At 39.7% G+C, this 16,729-nt stretch carries 18 protein-coding genes; 4 read left to right on the plus strand and 14 right to left on the minus strand.

What is annotated here, in order from left to right; translation table 11 throughout:
- Positions 1–38: 38 nt before the first annotated feature.
- The 12 genes from murA to galT all read right to left on the minus strand — a co-directional run bounded on the left by murA (position 39) and on the right by galT (position 10,776).
- On the minus strand, positions 39–1,319 hold the full coding sequence (gene murA, locus BKG94_RS00980; protein ID WP_077433342.1) for a UDP-N-acetylglucosamine 1-carboxyvinyltransferase: 1,281 nt from the start codon (positions 1,317–1,319) through the stop codon (positions 39–41).
- 15 nt (positions 1,320–1,334) lie between these two features.
- Positions 1,335–1,592 carry a BolA family protein gene (locus BKG94_RS00985; RefSeq protein WP_077433344.1) on the minus strand — a complete coding sequence of 86 codons (258 nt, stop codon included), beginning with the start codon at positions 1,590–1,592 and terminating at the stop codon, positions 1,335–1,337.
- A 13-nt stretch (positions 1,593–1,605) separates the two neighbouring features.
- Complete coding sequence (locus tag BKG94_RS00990; protein ID WP_077433346.1) at positions 1,606–1,941, minus strand: STAS domain-containing protein; 336 nt, start codon at positions 1,939–1,941, stop codon at positions 1,606–1,608.
- A 4-nt stretch (positions 1,942–1,945) separates the two neighbouring features.
- Positions 1,946–2,593, minus strand: coding sequence for a phospholipid-binding protein MlaC (mlaC, locus tag BKG94_RS00995; protein ID WP_077433348.1), 648 nt, complete (start codon positions 2,591–2,593; stop codon positions 1,946–1,948).
- Positions 2,594–2,617: 24 nt separating this feature from the next.
- Positions 2,618–3,124 carry an outer membrane lipid asymmetry maintenance protein MlaD gene (gene mlaD / locus BKG94_RS01000; RefSeq protein ID WP_077433350.1) on the minus strand — a complete coding sequence of 169 codons (507 nt, stop codon included), beginning with the start codon at positions 3,122–3,124 and terminating at the stop codon, positions 2,618–2,620.
- 11 nt (positions 3,125–3,135) lie between these two features.
- Positions 3,136–3,918 carry a lipid asymmetry maintenance ABC transporter permease subunit MlaE gene (gene mlaE / locus BKG94_RS01005; protein ID WP_077433352.1) on the minus strand — a complete coding sequence of 261 codons (783 nt, stop codon included), beginning with the start codon at positions 3,916–3,918 and terminating at the stop codon, positions 3,136–3,138.
- A complete protein-coding gene (mlaF, locus tag BKG94_RS01010) occupies positions 3,915–4,709 on the minus strand; it encodes a phospholipid ABC transporter ATP-binding protein MlaF (protein ID WP_077433354.1) in 795 nt (264 codons plus the stop codon). Before mlaF ends, mlaE begins: the two co-directional genes overlap by 4 nt.
- A gap of 92 nt (positions 4,710–4,801) precedes the next feature.
- A complete protein-coding gene (gene lnt / locus BKG94_RS01015) occupies positions 4,802–6,340 on the minus strand; it encodes an apolipoprotein N-acyltransferase (protein ID WP_077433356.1) in 1,539 nt (512 codons plus the stop codon).
- 71 nt (positions 6,341–6,411) lie between these two features.
- A complete protein-coding gene (corC, locus tag BKG94_RS01020) occupies positions 6,412–7,305 on the minus strand; it encodes a CNNM family magnesium/cobalt transport protein CorC (protein ID WP_077433358.1) in 894 nt (297 codons plus the stop codon).
- Positions 7,306–7,432: 127 nt separating this feature from the next.
- Positions 7,433–8,455: a galactose-1-epimerase gene (galM, locus tag BKG94_RS01025; RefSeq protein WP_077433360.1), complete on the minus strand. Its 1,023-nt coding sequence runs from the start codon at positions 8,453–8,455 to the stop codon at positions 7,433–7,435.
- 9 nt (positions 8,456–8,464) lie between these two features.
- The gene (gene galK, locus BKG94_RS01030; protein ID WP_077433362.1) at positions 8,465–9,619 is read right to left on the minus strand and encodes a galactokinase; all 1,155 of its coding nucleotides are present in this window, start codon (positions 9,617–9,619) and stop codon (positions 8,465–8,467) included.
- Positions 9,620–9,726: 107 nt separating this feature from the next.
- A complete protein-coding gene (gene galT, locus BKG94_RS01035) occupies positions 9,727–10,776 on the minus strand; it encodes a galactose-1-phosphate uridylyltransferase (protein WP_077433364.1) in 1,050 nt (349 codons plus the stop codon).
- 215 nt (positions 10,777–10,991) lie between these two features.
- Between galT and BKG94_RS01040 the strand changes: the two genes are divergently transcribed.
- The 4 genes from BKG94_RS01040 to mglC all read left to right on the plus strand — a co-directional run bounded on the left by BKG94_RS01040 (position 10,992) and on the right by mglC (position 15,779).
- Positions 10,992–11,993: a substrate-binding domain-containing protein gene (locus BKG94_RS01040; RefSeq protein ID WP_077433366.1), complete on the plus strand. Its 1,002-nt coding sequence runs from the start codon at positions 10,992–10,994 to the stop codon at positions 11,991–11,993.
- 175 nt (positions 11,994–12,168) lie between these two features.
- Positions 12,169–13,161, plus strand: a complete 993-nt coding sequence (gene mglB / locus BKG94_RS01045; RefSeq protein WP_077433368.1) for a galactose/glucose ABC transporter substrate-binding protein MglB — start codon at positions 12,169–12,171, stop codon at positions 13,159–13,161.
- Positions 13,162–13,229: 68 nt separating this feature from the next.
- Positions 13,230–14,750 (plus strand): galactose/methyl galactoside ABC transporter ATP-binding protein MglA, encoded by a 1,521-nt coding sequence (gene mglA / locus BKG94_RS01050; protein WP_077433370.1) that lies wholly within the window; start codon positions 13,230–13,232, stop codon positions 14,748–14,750.
- 18 nt (positions 14,751–14,768) lie between these two features.
- Positions 14,769–15,779 (plus strand): galactose/methyl galactoside ABC transporter permease MglC, encoded by a 1,011-nt coding sequence (gene mglC / locus BKG94_RS01055; protein WP_077433372.1) that lies wholly within the window; start codon positions 14,769–14,771, stop codon positions 15,777–15,779.
- Between the two features lie 94 nt (positions 15,780–15,873).
- Here mglC and BKG94_RS01060 read toward each other — a convergent pair whose 3' ends face one another.
- Both BKG94_RS01060 and BKG94_RS01065 read right to left on the minus strand, forming a co-directional pair.
- Positions 15,874–16,167, minus strand: a complete 294-nt coding sequence (locus BKG94_RS01060; protein ID WP_077433374.1) for a hypothetical protein — start codon at positions 16,165–16,167, stop codon at positions 15,874–15,876.
- Positions 16,164–16,724, minus strand: coding sequence for a DUF8095 domain-containing protein (locus BKG94_RS01065; protein ID WP_077433376.1), 561 nt, complete (start codon positions 16,722–16,724; stop codon positions 16,164–16,166). The genes BKG94_RS01060 and BKG94_RS01065 overlap by 4 nt, the downstream gene beginning before the upstream one ends.
- Positions 16,725–16,729: the final 5 nt, after the last annotated feature.

A 16,729-nucleotide genomic window follows, 5' to 3' on the forward strand; every position in this document is an offset into this window, starting at 1 on the left:
TTGACCACTCTTTTCTCAGCATTTATCAGGAAAAATCATTACGCTTCTTCATTTTTTTCTGAAAAGCGTTCAATTCTCGCACCTAAACAACGTAGTTTTTCTTCAATATGTTCGTAACCACGATCAATATGATAAATACGATCAACGATAGTTTCACCTGTTGCAATACAACCGGCTAGAACTAAGCTAATTGATGCACGTAAATCCGTTGCCATCACTTCCGCTCCGGAAAGCTGTTCCACACCGTGACATACCGCTGTATTACCTTCAATTTCAGCCTTCCCCCCCATACGAATCAATTCAGGGATATGCATAAAGCGATTTTCAAAAATCGTCTCAGTGATAATACTCGTGCCCTGTGCCACCATATTTAATAGGGTGAATTGCGCTTGCATATCCGTTGGAAAACCCGGGTGAGGAGCCGTGCGAATATTCACCGCTTTTGGGCGATTACCGAGCATATCCAACGTAATTGTATTTTCCGTGATATCAACTTGAGCGCCAGCCTCACGTAATTTATCAATCACTGCATCTAAGGTATCTGCTTTTGTATTTTTACAGACGACACGTCCGCCTGAAATTGCTCCCGCCACTAAGAATGTTCCGGTTTCAATACGATCCGGCACGATACTATGCTCACAACCAGTTAAACGATCCACGCCTTCAATCGTAATATGATCCGAACCTGCACCACTGATTTTTGCCCCCATTTTATTGAGGAAATCAGCAGTATCGACAATTTCCGGTTCACGAGCAGCATTTTCAATTACCGTTTTGCCTTTTGCAAGGGTCGCTGCCATCATGATGGATAAAGTCGCGCCTACGCTAACTTTTTCCATAACAATACGCGTACCAATTAAACGATCCATCACTTGCGCTTTTACATAGCCTTCTTCAAGCACAATATCTGCACCCATTTTTTCAAGACCGCTAATATGTAAATCTACCGGACGCGCACCAATTGAACAACCGCCCGGTAAGGAAACTTGTCCTTGGTAAAAACGAGCAACTAACGGTGCCAATGCCCAAATTGATGCACGCATCGTTTTTACTAAATCATAGGGCGCAATAAAGTGATCAATTTTTGAGGCATCTAATAGTACCGCACCGCTTTCATCACGCTCTACCGTCACACCAAGTTTGCGTAAAATTTTAAGCGTGGTTTCAATATCTTTGAGTTCAGGTACATTCGTCAGCTTTACCGGTTCTGTTGCTAAAATTGAGGCAAAAAGAATAGGAAGTGCCGCATTTTTAGCACCAGAAATAGTGACGGTACCACTTAAACGGGATTGTCCGCCATAAACACGAAATTTTTCCATAATAGAAATCCTAATTTAACTGGATTGATGTAAAAGACGATCCATTTTCCACTTTTCAGTAGTGTAAGTCTTGATGGTTAATGCATGAATTTCACCTGTTGTGAAATAAGCCATTAATGGTGCATAAACAGTTTGTTGTTGTTTAACCTTTGACAAGGCTGCAATTTCATCGCTCACGACAATCACACCAAAATGTGCATTTTCACCCTGAGCATATACTTCATCAACATTTAAAGATTCTTTTAAAATTCGTTCAATTTCTTGCAGTTCCATTCAGATTCCCATTTTAATGATGGTCAATAAAAGCCGCGATCCAATCAGATAGATTGACTAAATCCGCAAGCGTTAATAATTGTTGAGGAGGATTAATTAAACGCACCGTTTTGTTAGGCAATTGTTTGCTGTCATGCAAAAAATCGCAAAGTAGTGCAAAACCTGCGGAATCAATTTTTGTGATCTCCGTTAAATCCCATTCAATGATTGATTGATTTAATTTCGCCTCAGACAAAAAAGAAGCACGTTGCTGCCATAAGGCCAACAACGTGTTGCGGGATAGCTCCCCAGAAAATCGGAGCGCTATCTTATCATCATTTCGAATCAAATCCCAATTTAATCTTGTCATGAGATTATTTGCTTAATGTTACAGGTTGAGCCGCCGATTTTTGAATTTGAGCCGTTAATGCGTCAATACCTTGTTGACGTAAAATACTACTCCATTCGTTTTGTTTGGTCACTACCATACTCACGCCTTCAGCAACCATATCATAGGCTTGCCATTCACCTGTCTTACTGTTTTTACGCCATTTAAAATCCAGTTTAATCGGCGCCGCACCACCATTTTGAATAATATTAACGCGAATACTCACTAAATTTTTACCCGCAATATCTTTAGCCGGTTCAATTTGAATATTTTGATTACTATATGCCGTCAGCACTTGAGCGTAAGCCTGCTCAATAAAATCGCTAAACGCTTTGAAGAATTTCTCACGTTGTTCCAGTGTAGTGGATTTAAAATGCGATCCCAACACTAAAGAACCGGCATAATTTACTTGCACATACGGTAATAAATCGTTACGCACGATAGTACGCAAATAATTTGGGTTTTGTTTAATTTTGGCTTGGCTGTTTTTAATGTCTGAAAATAATTTATCAGAGGCTTGTTGCATTAAAACATAAGGGCTGGTTTCCGCCATTGCCGTGCGAGCCATAAAAAGTGCGGTCATTGCAAAAGCTAAAACAGCAAACCATTTTTTCAACTGAGTGATTTTCATCATAAATCTCCTAACTAAATATTGTTATTATTTTACTGTCGGTTCCGCGTTTTCCGCATTTCCTTCAGATTTTTTATCGCCATAGAGGAATTGGCCGATCAGATCTTCCAATACCATAGCTGATTTTGTATCTTGAATCTGGCTACCGTTTTTTAACATTGCGGTTTCACCATCATCAAATCCCATTGTTAATGCGATGTATTGCTCTCCCAATAATCCCGATGTTTTGATCGATAATGAACTATTCTCCGGAATTTCATTATATTCTTCGTTAATCGCAATATTTACTTTTGGTAAATAAGTTTTCTCATCCAAGTCAATACTGGTAACCCGTCCAATTACCACACCGCCAACTTTTAATGGCGCACGGACTTTTAGTCCACCGATATTATCAAAAGTTGCAGTAACGGTATAAGATTTATTCTCACCGAAACCCTGTACATTTGCTACACGTAAGCCTAAGAACACCAACGCCCCAATACCGAGTAATAAAAATAATCCTACCCAAAATTCATATTTAATTGTTTGTCGCATAAAATACCCTTTTAGCCTGCCCCAAACATGATGGCAGTTAAGATAAAATCTAACCCTAGAACCACTAATGACGCATGCACTACGGTTCGAGTTGTGGCTTGACTGATGCCTTCTGAAGTTGGTATGCAATCATAACCATTGAATAATGCAATCCACACCACCGCAATAGCGAAGAATACGCTCTTAATGAATCCATTGAGAATATCGTAGCTCCAACTCACTGAAGTTTGCATTACTGACCAGAAACTACCGGAATCAACACCTTTCCAGTCCACACCAACCAGTGAGCCGCCCCATATTCCTATTGCAATAAAAATAATGGAGAGAATCGGCATCGCCATGACGCCCGCCCAAAAACGTGGGGCTATAACACGGCGCAGCGGATCTACCGCCATCATTTCAAGGCTGGAAAGCTGCTCGGTTGCTTTCATTAAGCCAATTTCCGCAGTTAATGCCGATCCCGCTCGTCCGGCAAATAAAAGTGCGGTCACTACCGGCCCAAGTTCTCGTAAAAGCGATAATGCCACAAGCTGACCCAGACTGGTTTCAGCAGAAAAATCTACCAATACCACATAGCCCTGTAACCCCAAGACCATTCCGATAAATAAACCGGATAGCATTACGATCAATAAGGATTGCACACCTAAAACGTGCAGTTGTTTAATCAATAACGGAAAATGTTGGCGAATTTGTGGTTTCCCCACCAATGCACCAAACAACATAAAACCGGCCCGCCCTAATGCACGAAAAAAACGAATAACACGGCGTCCAAGGGAAGAAATCATTGTAATCATTGAAATAACTCCCCGATATAATTTTCTGCCGGATAATGGAATTTTACCGGCCCATCTGCCTCGCCCTTCAAAAATTGCAATACTTGCGGATCTTGGCTCGCCAATAATTGTTCTGCCGTCCCTTCAGCAATCACCCTTTTGTCAGCAATAATATAAGCGTAATCAGCGATACTTAATACTTCTTGCACATCATGTGAGACCACAATTGAAGTTAAATTTAACGCTTCGTTTAAACGTTTAATTAAACTTACAATCACGCCCATACTGATCGGATCTTGCCCTGTAAAAGGCTCATCAAACATAATTAAATCGGGATCTAACGCAATGGCTCGAGCAAGCGCAGCCCGGCGTGCCATACCGCCGGAAAGTTCGGAAGGCATTAATTGCGCTGCACCACGTAAACCGACCGCTTCCAATTTCATTAATACAATTTGGCGAATTAAACTTTCCGGTAAACGGGTATGCTCACGGATCGGGAACGCCACATTATCGAAAGTAGAAATATCGGTAAAAAGCGCCCCGGATTGAAATAACATCCCCATACGTTTGCGGACTTCATAAAGCTCACGATTAGAAAGACGGCAAATATCTTTATCATCAAACCAAATCTCCCCCCGTTCCGGATACAACTGTCCGCCAATTAATTTTAGCAGCGTCGTTTTCCCAATACCGGATGGCCCCATAATTGCCGTAATTTTTCCCTTTCGGATCTTTAAATTTAGGTTATCGTAAATCACACGCTCCCCCCGTTTAAAGGTGAGGTTTTTGACTTCGATTAGATTTTGCTCCATTCAAATCTCATTTTAGTGAGGTGATTTTTCAAACCACCGATAATTAAATCTCGTGATGAATTAAGTTCATCAATAAAGTGCGGTCGTTTTGACTATCGTTTTTGTGAAAGGTTCATACGGCGACGAACATACGCCATCGCTCCATGTAATAATAAAAACAAGAATGATAGTCCATAAAGCGGCAAATTACCTAATACAGAATAAGGTGTTTTGCCTTCAGTCGGTGCAATGTTATAGGTCAATGTTGTTTCAACAAACTGAGGTGCTTGCGCCAAAATTTTACCTGTTGCACTAATAAATACCGAAATCCCGGTATTAGTCGCACGAATTAAAGGCTTACCTAATTCCAATGCCCGCATTCTCGCCATCTGTAAATGCTGCCAAGGCCCGATGGAATCGCCAAACCAAGCGTCATTGGAAATGGTTAGCAAATAATCGGTATTCTTTTTCAAATTTTTTCGTACTTGTTCGCCAAAGATGATTTCATAACAAATTGCCGGTGAAAAAGCACGTTTTTTTGCCATAAAAGAAGGCTGCACTGCCTCCCCATTTTGGAAAGCCGACATCGGCAAATTAAACACGGAGTTTAACGGGCGTAATATATTTTCCAACGGGACATATTCGCCAAATGGCACAAGGTGATGTTTATTGTAACGATTTGAAGTATCCAATTTATAAGGAAAATCAGGATTACCTGCGCTCACAATAGAATTCAGCAATTTGCCCGATTGTTCGTCCTGATACACCGTCCCGATTACGATTTCCGTATTCTTTTCCTGTGCCACACGATCAAGGGTTTCAAAAAAAGGAACGATCGAATTTTCCAAGGTAGGCAACGCCGATTCAGGTAAAATGATCAAATCGCTTTTCCCTAAATTTTCTGCGATTAATTTTTGGTAAATTTCTAATGTTGAATAGAGATAAGCAGGATCCCATTTTAGATTTTGCTCAATATTACCTTGTAGAAGCGTAACCGCCAGGGCTTTATCTTTTGCGGGTTTCACAAAAATAATTTTTTGCGCATAACTCGCTAAACCACTGACAATGATAAAGAGTAGAACATTGGCCAGTAACAATTTGATATTTTTTTCTTTAAATAAAGCAAAAATGCTATTAAAAATGACCGCACTTGCCCACAGGGTAAAGAAGGTTAATCCGCTCACGCCAAATATCGGGGCAATTCCGGAGAATGGGCTGTCAATTTGTGTATAGCCGAATTGCAACCAAGGAAAACCCGTGAATAGCCAACCACGGAGAAATTCCGTAAACGTCCAAATTACTGCAAAAATAACCGCGCTTTTTACCTGAAAACGATGTACGAGATAGGCAAATAACATTGGATAAAGGGCAAGATAAGCAGAAAGTAAGCCGACAAGTAAATAGCTTACCCAAAGAGAAGCGCCGCCGAATTGATGAATGCTGACATTCAACCAACTGACACCAAAACAGAAAAATCCCATTGACCACAAAAATGCGCCCAAAAGTGCGGTAGATTTTTTCTCAGTTTTAGCGACATAAATTAAGCCTAGCAATGAAACATAGGCCAAGCCCCAGTAGTCAAAAGGAGAAAAAGCAAAAACACCGAGTAAACCGGAAAAAAAAGCAATAAAATAAATAAATAAATTTTTCATCTAAATTTTCAATATGACAAAAAGATTTCCCCCCAACAAAAATGAGGGGGGGAAAGTTTAATCGGAAAAGACTATTCGTTTTCTATATTTTTCACTTCCGGCAAACGTTCGTCCGGCACGGTAACACGTAACTGAATTAAACGGCGACTATCGGCAGAAGTGACTTTAAATTGCAGGTTTTCTAAGGTAATTTCTTCACCCCGTTTCGGCAAGTAACCGAAAGCCTTCATGACTAAACCACCAATAGTATCCACTTCTTCATCGTCAAAATTCGTCTTGAACTGTTCATTGAAATCATCAATGTCCGTCAGGGCACGTACTGCATAAGTATGACGGGAAAGTTGGCGAATATCTGCAATTTCTTCTTCATCAAACTCATCTTCAATATCGCCCACAATTTGTTCTAAAATATCTTCAATCGTCACTAAGCCGGACACCGCACCAAATTCATCCACCACAATTGCCATATGGAAACGTTCCGAACGGAAATCTTTTAACATTCTATCCACACGCTTACTTTCCGGTACAATTACTGCCGGACGTAAAAGTTTTGGTATATCAAATTCTTCGGCATCTTCACGCAAGAATTTCAGTAAATCTTTTGCATGTAGAATTCCTGCAATATTATCCCGATCATCCGAATCGGCAATGACAGGAAAGCGTGAATGGGCTGATTCAATAATAATATTTAAGCAAGAATTTAAATCCTGCTCGCTTTCTATGAAAATAATTTGTGAGCGTGGAATCATAATATCACGCACCCGAAGCTCAGCGATCTCCATGACCCCCTCGATCATTTCTCGGGTATTTTGATCAATTAAATCGTTTTGCTCGGAATCACGGATTACTTCCACTAATTCTTCACGATTTTTCAACTCTCCCTGAAAAAAACGACCGAATAAAGATTGTAAAAAAGATTTTTTAGTGTTTTCAGATTGAATTAAATTTTGCTGTTCGTCACTCATATTATTCTGTTTTGACTAGACTAAATTCACTTCAGAAAAGTATCATATTTTGGCTGAGTTCGCAAAGTGAAAGCGTAGAAAAGCAAAGTGCGGTAAAAATATACTCATTTTTTTACCGCACTTAATCTTATAGAAATTTAAACTCCGTCCACTGATAATAGCGCTCATTGGCTTTTTGGATCCCGCCGTAATTTTGCCATTCCGGGTGATTCGGCGTATCCGGTAAACATTGTGTTTCCAATGCAATTCCGGAAAAATCGGCATATTCCCCTCCCTCTCGGGTTGGTGTGTCAGCAAGATAATTTCCCGTGTAAACCTGCAACGCGGCTTGAGATGTTCGCACTTCAAGGACTAGATCCTCATTCGGAGAAACCAGCAAGACACAAGGTTTTTGCCACGCCTTATTGACGATGAAAGAATGATCATAACCTTTAGTCAAACGCTGATCGCCCTCTAAGAAATCTTGTTTAATTTGTTTCATCAGTCGAAAATCAAAACTTGTCCCTACCACGTGTTTAAGCGGAGAATTTGGAATACCTTCATTATTTACCGGCAAATAAAAATCTGCGTTCAATCGCAAACTATGCTCTCGTATATCCGAACCTTGTTCGGCATTTTCTAAATTAAAATAAGCGTGATTGGTGAGATTCAATGCCGTGTCTTGATCACTCAATCCTTCATATTCAATTTTGACAGCATTGTCTTCTGTGAGGGTGTAGGTCACGGTTACTTTCACATCTCCCGGAAAACCCTGGTCTCCGTCGGCAGAATTTAATGAAAAACAAACGAAATTTTCACCGCACTTTTCTATCATCCAACGACGTTGATCAAAACCTTTCCCCCCGTGCAGTTGATGCGCCCCTTGATTAGCTTCCAGTTGGATTATTTCACCGTTTAGTTCGAATTGTGCGTTTGCAATGCGGTTGGCATAACGCCCTACGCTCGCCCCTAAATAAGCATTCTGGCTCGGATAATCTTCTACTTTGCAGCCTAACAATACTTCTCTCAATCTGCCATTTACCGGCACTTGACAAGATAACCAGGTTGCTCCCCAATCCATCAATTTGATGAGCATGCCTTTTTCATTGTGTAAAGAGACAATTTGATAAGGTTTGCCATCAGGGGCATTGAATGCTGTTTTTTCTAACATGATTTTCCCTTAAATAACACGCACACCTTGCGATGCGGTGCAAACATAAAACGTTTCTTTTAATCCGGTAGTTTTTTCATAATTTTCGGCAATAATTTTGCGTACAGCCTCGACTTTATCTTGTGGTGCAAGGGCAACGATACAACCGCCAAAACCGCCCCCTGTCATTCTTGCACCGCCCTGTTTGCCGATAACCAATTGTGCTAATTCCACCAAATAATCAATTTGTGGCACGGTAATTTCAAAATCGTCACGCATTGAATCGTGGGATTGCCCCATTAGCTCACCTAATCGAGTTAAATCGTTGCGAGTTAGCGACTCCACTGCATCTAATACCCGCTGATTTTCTGTCACAACATGACGGGCACGTTTTGTCACGATCGGATCAAGTGCAGTCAATTCCGCTTCTTTTTCTTTAAATTGAGATACGGATACATCACGCAACGCTTTCACACCAAAAAATGCCGCAGCTTTTTCACATTGCTGACGGCGAGTATTGTATTCGCCCGTGACTAAATCGTGCGGTACATTCGAATTCACGATAATCACCGCTACATCATTCGGTACAGCGGTCGGTATTGTTTCAAGACTTCGGCAGTCAATCATCAAAAGATGATCTTTTTGTCCAAGTGCAGAAATAAGCTGATCCATATTGCCACAATTAGCGCCTACAAATTGATTTTCGGCTTTTTGACCATTAAGCGCAATATCAACATGAGAAATGGTTAAATCGCCCAATTGCTGACAGAATTTTCCTACCGCCACTTCAAGTGATGCTGATGAACTTAAACCAGACGAAAGCGGTACGTTACCCGAAATGACAAGATCTGCCCCCTGTTTAAAATGCGGATAACGTTCTTGAATAAATTTCACCACGCCACGCACATAATTCGCCCATTTATTCGGGCTTTTTTCAATTGTCTCCGCAAGGGAAAATTTATCGGTTTCATCCAAATCAGCCGCATAAACATGCCAAATATGATCATCACGTTTTTTACCGCTCACTGCCGTACCAAAGTTAATCGCACAAGGCATGACAAAGCCTTCATTATAATCCGTATGTTCCCCAATAATATTGACACGACCGGGGGCGTAAACTGTGAGTGTTGGTTCTGTATTAAATTTTTGGCTGAATATGTGTTGGGATTTTTCAATTGGTGTCATATTTCTATCCTTATATTTGAATTTATACCCCATTAATTCCGCTCTTTCACAAAGAGAGGAGGGAGGAAATTTAAATAAACGGCATCACGCATAGAAAGAGAGGAATTTTATCCTCTCTCCTTATAGTGAATTTCGCTTAACGCTTTCAATCTTTCCGCAGCCTGCTCAGCCGTTAAATCCCGTTGACTTTCAGCCAGCATTTCATACCCCACCATAAATTTTCGTACTGTTGCAGATCGTAAAAGCGGCGGATAAAAATGCGCATGGAGCTGCCAGTGTTCGTTTTCTTCATCGTTAAAAGGTGCAGCGTGGAATCCCATTGAATAGGGGAAAGAGGTTTCAAATAAATTATCGTATTTTGTGGTCAATTTTTTCAATATGATTGCTAAATCTTTCGACTGAGCATTAGTTAATTCTGTTAAGCGTTTCACATGATTTTTAGGAAGTAACAACGTTTCGAAAGGCCACACAGCCCAGTAGGGAACGACCGCTACCCAATGCTCGGTTTCAACAACAATCCGTTCTTTTAATTCAAGTTCACGCTTTGCATAATCCAACAACATCACAGAACCGTATTTTTGCCAGTAATGACGTTGACTTTGATCTTCGCGAGCGACTTCATTCGGTAAGAAACTGTTTGCCCAAATTTGACCGTGAGGGTGCGGGTTAGAACACCCCATCGCCGCTCCCTTATTTTCAAAAATTTGCACCCATTGATATTTTTCTCCAAGCTCACGAAGTTGTTTTTGCCAAACTTTGATCACTTCTTCAATCTCAAGTGCGGTCAATAATGGTAAAGTTTTACTGTGATCCGGAGAAAAACAAATTACTCTACTCTCTCCGCAAGCTTGTGAGCTTTGAAAAAGCGGATCATTTGATTTTTCCGGTGCCGGTGTGTCTTCCAGAAGTGCCGAAAAATCGTTTTTGAACACATAAGGCTTATCATAATCCGGGTTTAGCTCACCTGTAATACGTTTATTCCGTGGGCAAAGATAGCAATTCAGATCATGGCTTGGTTTCTGCTCTTCTACGACTTTTTCCTGCTGTCCCTGCCATGGTCGCTTGGCTCTATGTGGTGAAATCAAGACCCATTGGTCAATTAACGGATTATAACGACGGTGCGGATGCTCCGTTGGCTCAAATAGTGTATCAGTCATAATAATTCTCTTATCTGTAAATTTGTAATCGATTACATTTATTTGCTTGGTAAGATACCTAACTTCTGAAGAATAAACCGTGATCCATATCACAAAATTAGAATTTTAAGGGGATTTTTTGTGATCTACATTAAAAAATTTAAAAGTAAACGTTTTCAATTTCATACTAAGCCATTATGATGAATAGCTATAAGTTAGATGAAAGAGGGAATCTTATGAGTACTATTCATGATGTTGCGAAGCTCGCTAAAGTTTCCGTTGCAACAGTATCTCGCGTGTTAAACAATCATCCGTCAGTCAGTAAAAAAACCCGTCTTTCCGTACAAAATGCAATCTCGCAGTTAAGTTATCAACCTAATGCCAATGCACAAGCTCTCGCTATACAAAATACCGATACGATTGGTGTAGTGGTCACAGATGTCACAGATTCTTTTTTTGCTATTTTAGTGAAAGCAGTAGACAAAGTAGCCGAATCCCACAATAAAACGATTTTAATCGGCATTGGTTATCATCATGCAGAAAAAGAACGTGAAGCTATTAATACCTTATTACGTAAGCGTTGTAGCTGTCTGGTTGTTCATTCTAAAGCCCTTTCAGATGAGGAACTTAAAGATTATCTTGATAAAGTGAAAGGAATGGTGGTGATTAATCGTGTCATTAAAGGTTATGAAAATCGTTGCGTAAGTCTGGATAATCAAAAAGGCACTTATATTGCGACAAAAATGCTTATTCAATGCGGGCATAAAAAAATTGCTTATATCGGCTCTAATCATGCTATTTTCGACGAAGTTGAGCGCCGAACCGGCTATCTGGAAGCCTTAAGAACACACAATTATCCTATTGTTAAACATGCAATTGTGCATAACTCTCCGGATTTTGAGGGGGGGGAGCAAGCAATGATTGATTTACTCAGTTACAATAAAGATTTAACCGCAGTCGTTGCCTACAATGATTCTATGGCTGCCGGTGCAATTTCAGTGTTGAATGAAAACAATATCAATGTACCAAGCCAATTTTCCATTATTGGTTTTGATGATATGCCAATTGCACGTTATTTAATTCCCAAACTAACAACCATACGCTATCCCATTGATTTAATGGCAACTTATGCCGCTAATTTAGCATTAAGTTTAGTTGATGAAAATATCGCTGCGCCCTCAGCTATTCAGTTTAATCCAACGTTGGTTCGCCGTTTTTCCGTAGAATCAGCAAACTAAAATGTGATGGAGATCACAAATTTCAACATTGTTTTGTAATCGTTTTCATTTATGTGAGTTTGATCACAGACTTACAAGGATTTGATAAGTATTATTCCAAAAGAATTATGACAGTTGTAACAATAACGTACAGTGTCTTCTTTGTTCAAATCAACCTTCCAATCAGGAGTGTTTTATGAAAAAAACAGTATTAAGTGCAATCGCTTTAGCAGTAGGTTTAGGCTCGGTTACAGCAAGTTATGCAGCTGACAACCGTATCGGTGTCACTATTTACAAATATGATGACAACTTTATGTCATTAATGCGTAAAGAAATCGATAAAGAAGCGAAAACATTACAAGGCATTGAGCTATTAATGAATGACTCTCAAAATGCTCAATCGATCCAAAATGACCAAGTTGATGTATTACTTTCTAAAGGTGTGAAAGCGCTTGCAATTAATTTAGTAGACCCTGCTGCAGCGCCAACTATTATCGGTAAAGCAAAACCGGATAACATTCCTGTAGTATTCTTCAACAAAGATCCCGGCGCAAAAGCAATCGGTAGTTATGAACAAGCCTACTATGTTGGTACCGATCCAAAAGAATCAGGCATTATCCAAGGTAATTTAATTGCAAAACAATGGAAAGCAACACCTGAATTTGATTTAAACAAAGATGGGAAAATCCAATTTGTCTTACTCAAAGGTGAGCCGGGTCACCCGGATGCGGAAGCCCGTACTAAATATGTTATCGATGAATTAAATAAACAGGGTATTCAAACCGAACAATTATTCATCGATACCGGTATGTGGGATGCCGCGATGGCAAAAGACAAAATGGATGCTTGGTTATCCAGTTCTAAAGCCAATAATATCGAAGTGATCATTTCCAACAATGATGGTATGGCATTAGGTGCGTTAGAAGCCACAAAAGCTCACGGTAAAAAATTACCTATTTTCGGTGTAGATGCCTTACCTGAAGCCTTACAGCTTATCAAAAAAGGGGAACTCGCAGGTACCGTGTTAAATGATGGTGTAAATCAAGGTAAAGCGGTTGTTCAATTAGCTAATAATCTTGCCCAAGGTAAAGCCGCAAATGAAGGCACCAAATGGGAATTAAAAGATCGTGTTGTACGTATCCCTTATGTCGGTGTGGATAAAGATAATTTAGCTGAATTCTTAAAATAACACGAATATCAATGATGTAACCTTTAGGGGGAGTATTGTTACTTCCCCTATTTCAAATGAGGTTGGATATGACAACTCAAGACTTAAGTCAAAGTGGCGAATTGCTGCTTACGATGACCAATGTCAGTAAATCCTTTCCGGGTGTAAAAGCCTTAGATAAGGCAAACTTAAGCGTCCGCTCTCACTCTGTTCATGCCTTAATGGGCGAAAATGGGGCGGGAAAGTCCACATTATTAAAGTGTTTGTTCGGCATTTACGCTAAAGATGAAGGTGAGATTCTTTTCTTAGGTAAACCCGTCAATTTTAAAACATCAAAAGAAGCCTTAGAAAACGGTATATCTATGGTGCACCAAGAACTCAATTTGGTACGCCAGACCAGTGTTATGGATAATCTTTGGCTTGGCCGTTATCCACTAAAAGGCCCATTTGTCGATCATGCCAAAATGTACCGTGATACTAAAGCGATTTTTGATGAATTGGATATTAATATCGATCCAAAAGAAAAGGTCGCAAAACTTTCCGTATCTCAAATGCAGATGATCGAAATTGCGAAAGCCTTCTCTTATGATGCAAAAATCGTCATTATGGATGAACCCACCTCCTCACTCTCTGAAAAAGAAGTAGATCATCTATTTAAAATTATTCAAAAACTAAAAGATCGTGGATGTGGCATTATTTATATTTCTCACAAAATGGATGAAATTTTCAAAATTTGTGATGAAATTACTATTTTACGTGATGGAAAGTGGATCAATACCGTACCGGTAAAAACCTCCAGTATGGAACAAATTGTTTCAATGATGGTAGGACGAGAACTGACTCAACGTTTCCCTGAAAAGACGAACGTTCCAAAAGAAGTTGTACTTAAAGTCGAACATTTAACTGCCTTGAACCAACCTTCTATTCAAGATGTTTCCTTTGAATTGCGTAAAGGGGAAATTTTAGGTATTGCAGGTTTGGTCGGTGCAAAACGTACCGATATTGTCGAAGCCATTTTCGGGGTACGTGAACTCAAAAGCGGGACAATCAAGCTACATGATAAAACTGTCAAAAATCGAACCGCACTTGAAGCGATTAATCATGGTTTTGCCCTTGTCACCGAAGAACGCCGTACCACCGGGATTTATTCCAATCTAAGTATTGAATTCAATTCTTTGATTTCAAATATGAAATCTTACCTTACACCTTGGAAATTACTCAGCAATAAAAAAATGCGTAGCGATACCCAATGGGTCATTGATTCTATGAATGTGAAAACCCCTTCACATAAAACTACGATTGGATCTCTTTCCGGCGGTAATCAACAAAAAGTTATCATTGGTCGCTGGTTGCTTACCCAACCGGAGATTTTGATGCTTGATGAGCCGACCCGCGGTATTGATATCGGTGCTAAATTTGAAATTTACCAACTCATTCAAGAGCTTGCCAAAAAAGACAAAGGTATCATTATGATTTCCTCTGAGATGCCTGAGTTATTAGGGACAACTGACCGAATTCTCGTGATGAGTAACGGTCGGGTTGCAGGCATTGTGGAGACAGCAAAAACTTCCCAGGAAGAAATTTTGCAGTTGGCAGCGAAATATTTATAACAACAAAAGGAACGAATTATGAGTGCCTTAGAAAAAAATAAATCCTTTGATCTTTTAAAACAAAATGCGATCTATTTTGTGCTACTAATTTTACTCGGTATTATCATTGCACAAGATCCAACTTTCTTAAACCTTATCAATTTTAGTAATATCCTCACTCAATCCTCCGTGCGTTTGATTATCGCCTTAGGTGTAGCAGGGTTATTGGTGACACAAGGTACCGACCTCTCTGCCGGTCGTCAGGTTGGTTTAGCCGCTGTAATTTCTGCAACTATGTTGCAGTCTATGGAAAATATGAACCGTGTTTTCCCTGATTTAGGTGAAATCCCAATTCCCGTTGTCATCCTAGCCGTTTGTGCCGTAGGTGCTGTTATCGGCTTAGTCAATGGCTTGGTTATTGCCTATCTAAACGTCACGCCATTTATCGCCACTATGGGAACAATGATCATCGTTTATGGTTTCAATTCCCTTTATTATGATGCAGTAGGTGGCTCGCCTATCGCCGGTTTTAATGAAAACTTTTCTACATTCGCACAAGGATTCTTCCGAATCGGAAGCTTTAAACTTTCATATATTACGATTTACGCAGCCATTGCTTCATTTTTAGTATGGATCATGTGGAATAAAACCCGTTTTGGTAAAAACATCTTTGCTATTGGTGGGAATCCGGAAGCGGCAAGAGTATCCGGTGTAAACGTTGCCCGTAATCTTGTTATGATTTATATCATTGCGGGAATGTTCTATGCTTTCGGCGGTATGTTAGAAGCCGGTCGAATCGGTTCTGCAACTAACAATCTAGGGTTTATGTATGAATTGGATGCCATTGCAGCCTGCGTAGTGGGTGGTGTATCATTCGCCGGTGGTGTGGGTACAGTAATCGGTGTAGTTACCGGTGTTATCATCTTTACTGTAATTAACTATGGTTTAACCTATATAGGTGTAAACCCTTATTGGCAATATATCATCAAAGGCAGCATCATTATTTTAGCTGTGGCAATCGACTCCTTAAAATACGCGAAGAAAAAATAAAAAAACAATGGAAAAACAAACCGCACTTTTAGGTGCGGTTTGTTTTGTTATTTTCATTTGAAACAAAAAAGCCATTAAGCGCAGCTATTTTTCACTACCAATTATGATAACCCCTGTAATAACCAAATCCAATACTTGGTACAATAACAGGCGCACGTTGATAAATAACTTTCTGACGACTATCGCTAGCATTCATTTTAATCGGATCAGAAATATCTTTTGTCGCTCTTGCTTTTTGTTCCGCAGTTACCGTATTACCGCTAGCTACTTGAGCCTGATACTCTTGAACTGTTTTCATATCATAGATCCCAGTGTCTTGTTGTGTAGATGGTTGCGAGCTACAAGCGGCAAGAAACAAGGCTGAACATACCATTGATAATTTTTTCATTTTTCACCCTTTTTACAGACCATTTTATCTAAAAGTTGTTTATTACTATCAACTTTATCCTTAATAATTTGCTTTGTTTGTCCCTCTTCCCTCTGGCGAATCTCTTTCTCTAATTGAGGATTATTAATAACATAAACAGGCACATACTGCACATTTTTAGGTTCATTTTGCCGATAAAGTGAAGCGCCCATCACTCCACCGTAATATTCGCTATCATCATTCGGATTGATGTAATTATTCGTAGAATTTGTAAAATCTACTCCATTATCTCCCTCAAAACCATTACATACCCCCTCACCTGATACAAAAACACTTCGGGAAGAAAAATCTTCATTTATCATATATACTTCAAACTCAACACTATTGGCTAAGTTTTTGGCATCTCGTATTGAAGTACTCGGATCTAAAATGCGCTGTCCTTTACTATCAATATAGCGGGTTAAGTTTTTCCGAGTGGTTTCTCCTCGCTCATCAACAATCGTTTTGGCACTAGCAGAGAACGATAACGGCAAGGAAGATAATACAGAAAAACACAAGAGATAAGTATAATATTTCATGCTTC

Source organism: Rodentibacter ratti (assembly GCF_002000485.1).
GTDB lineage: Bacteria > Pseudomonadota > Gammaproteobacteria > Enterobacterales > Pasteurellaceae > Rodentibacter > Rodentibacter ratti.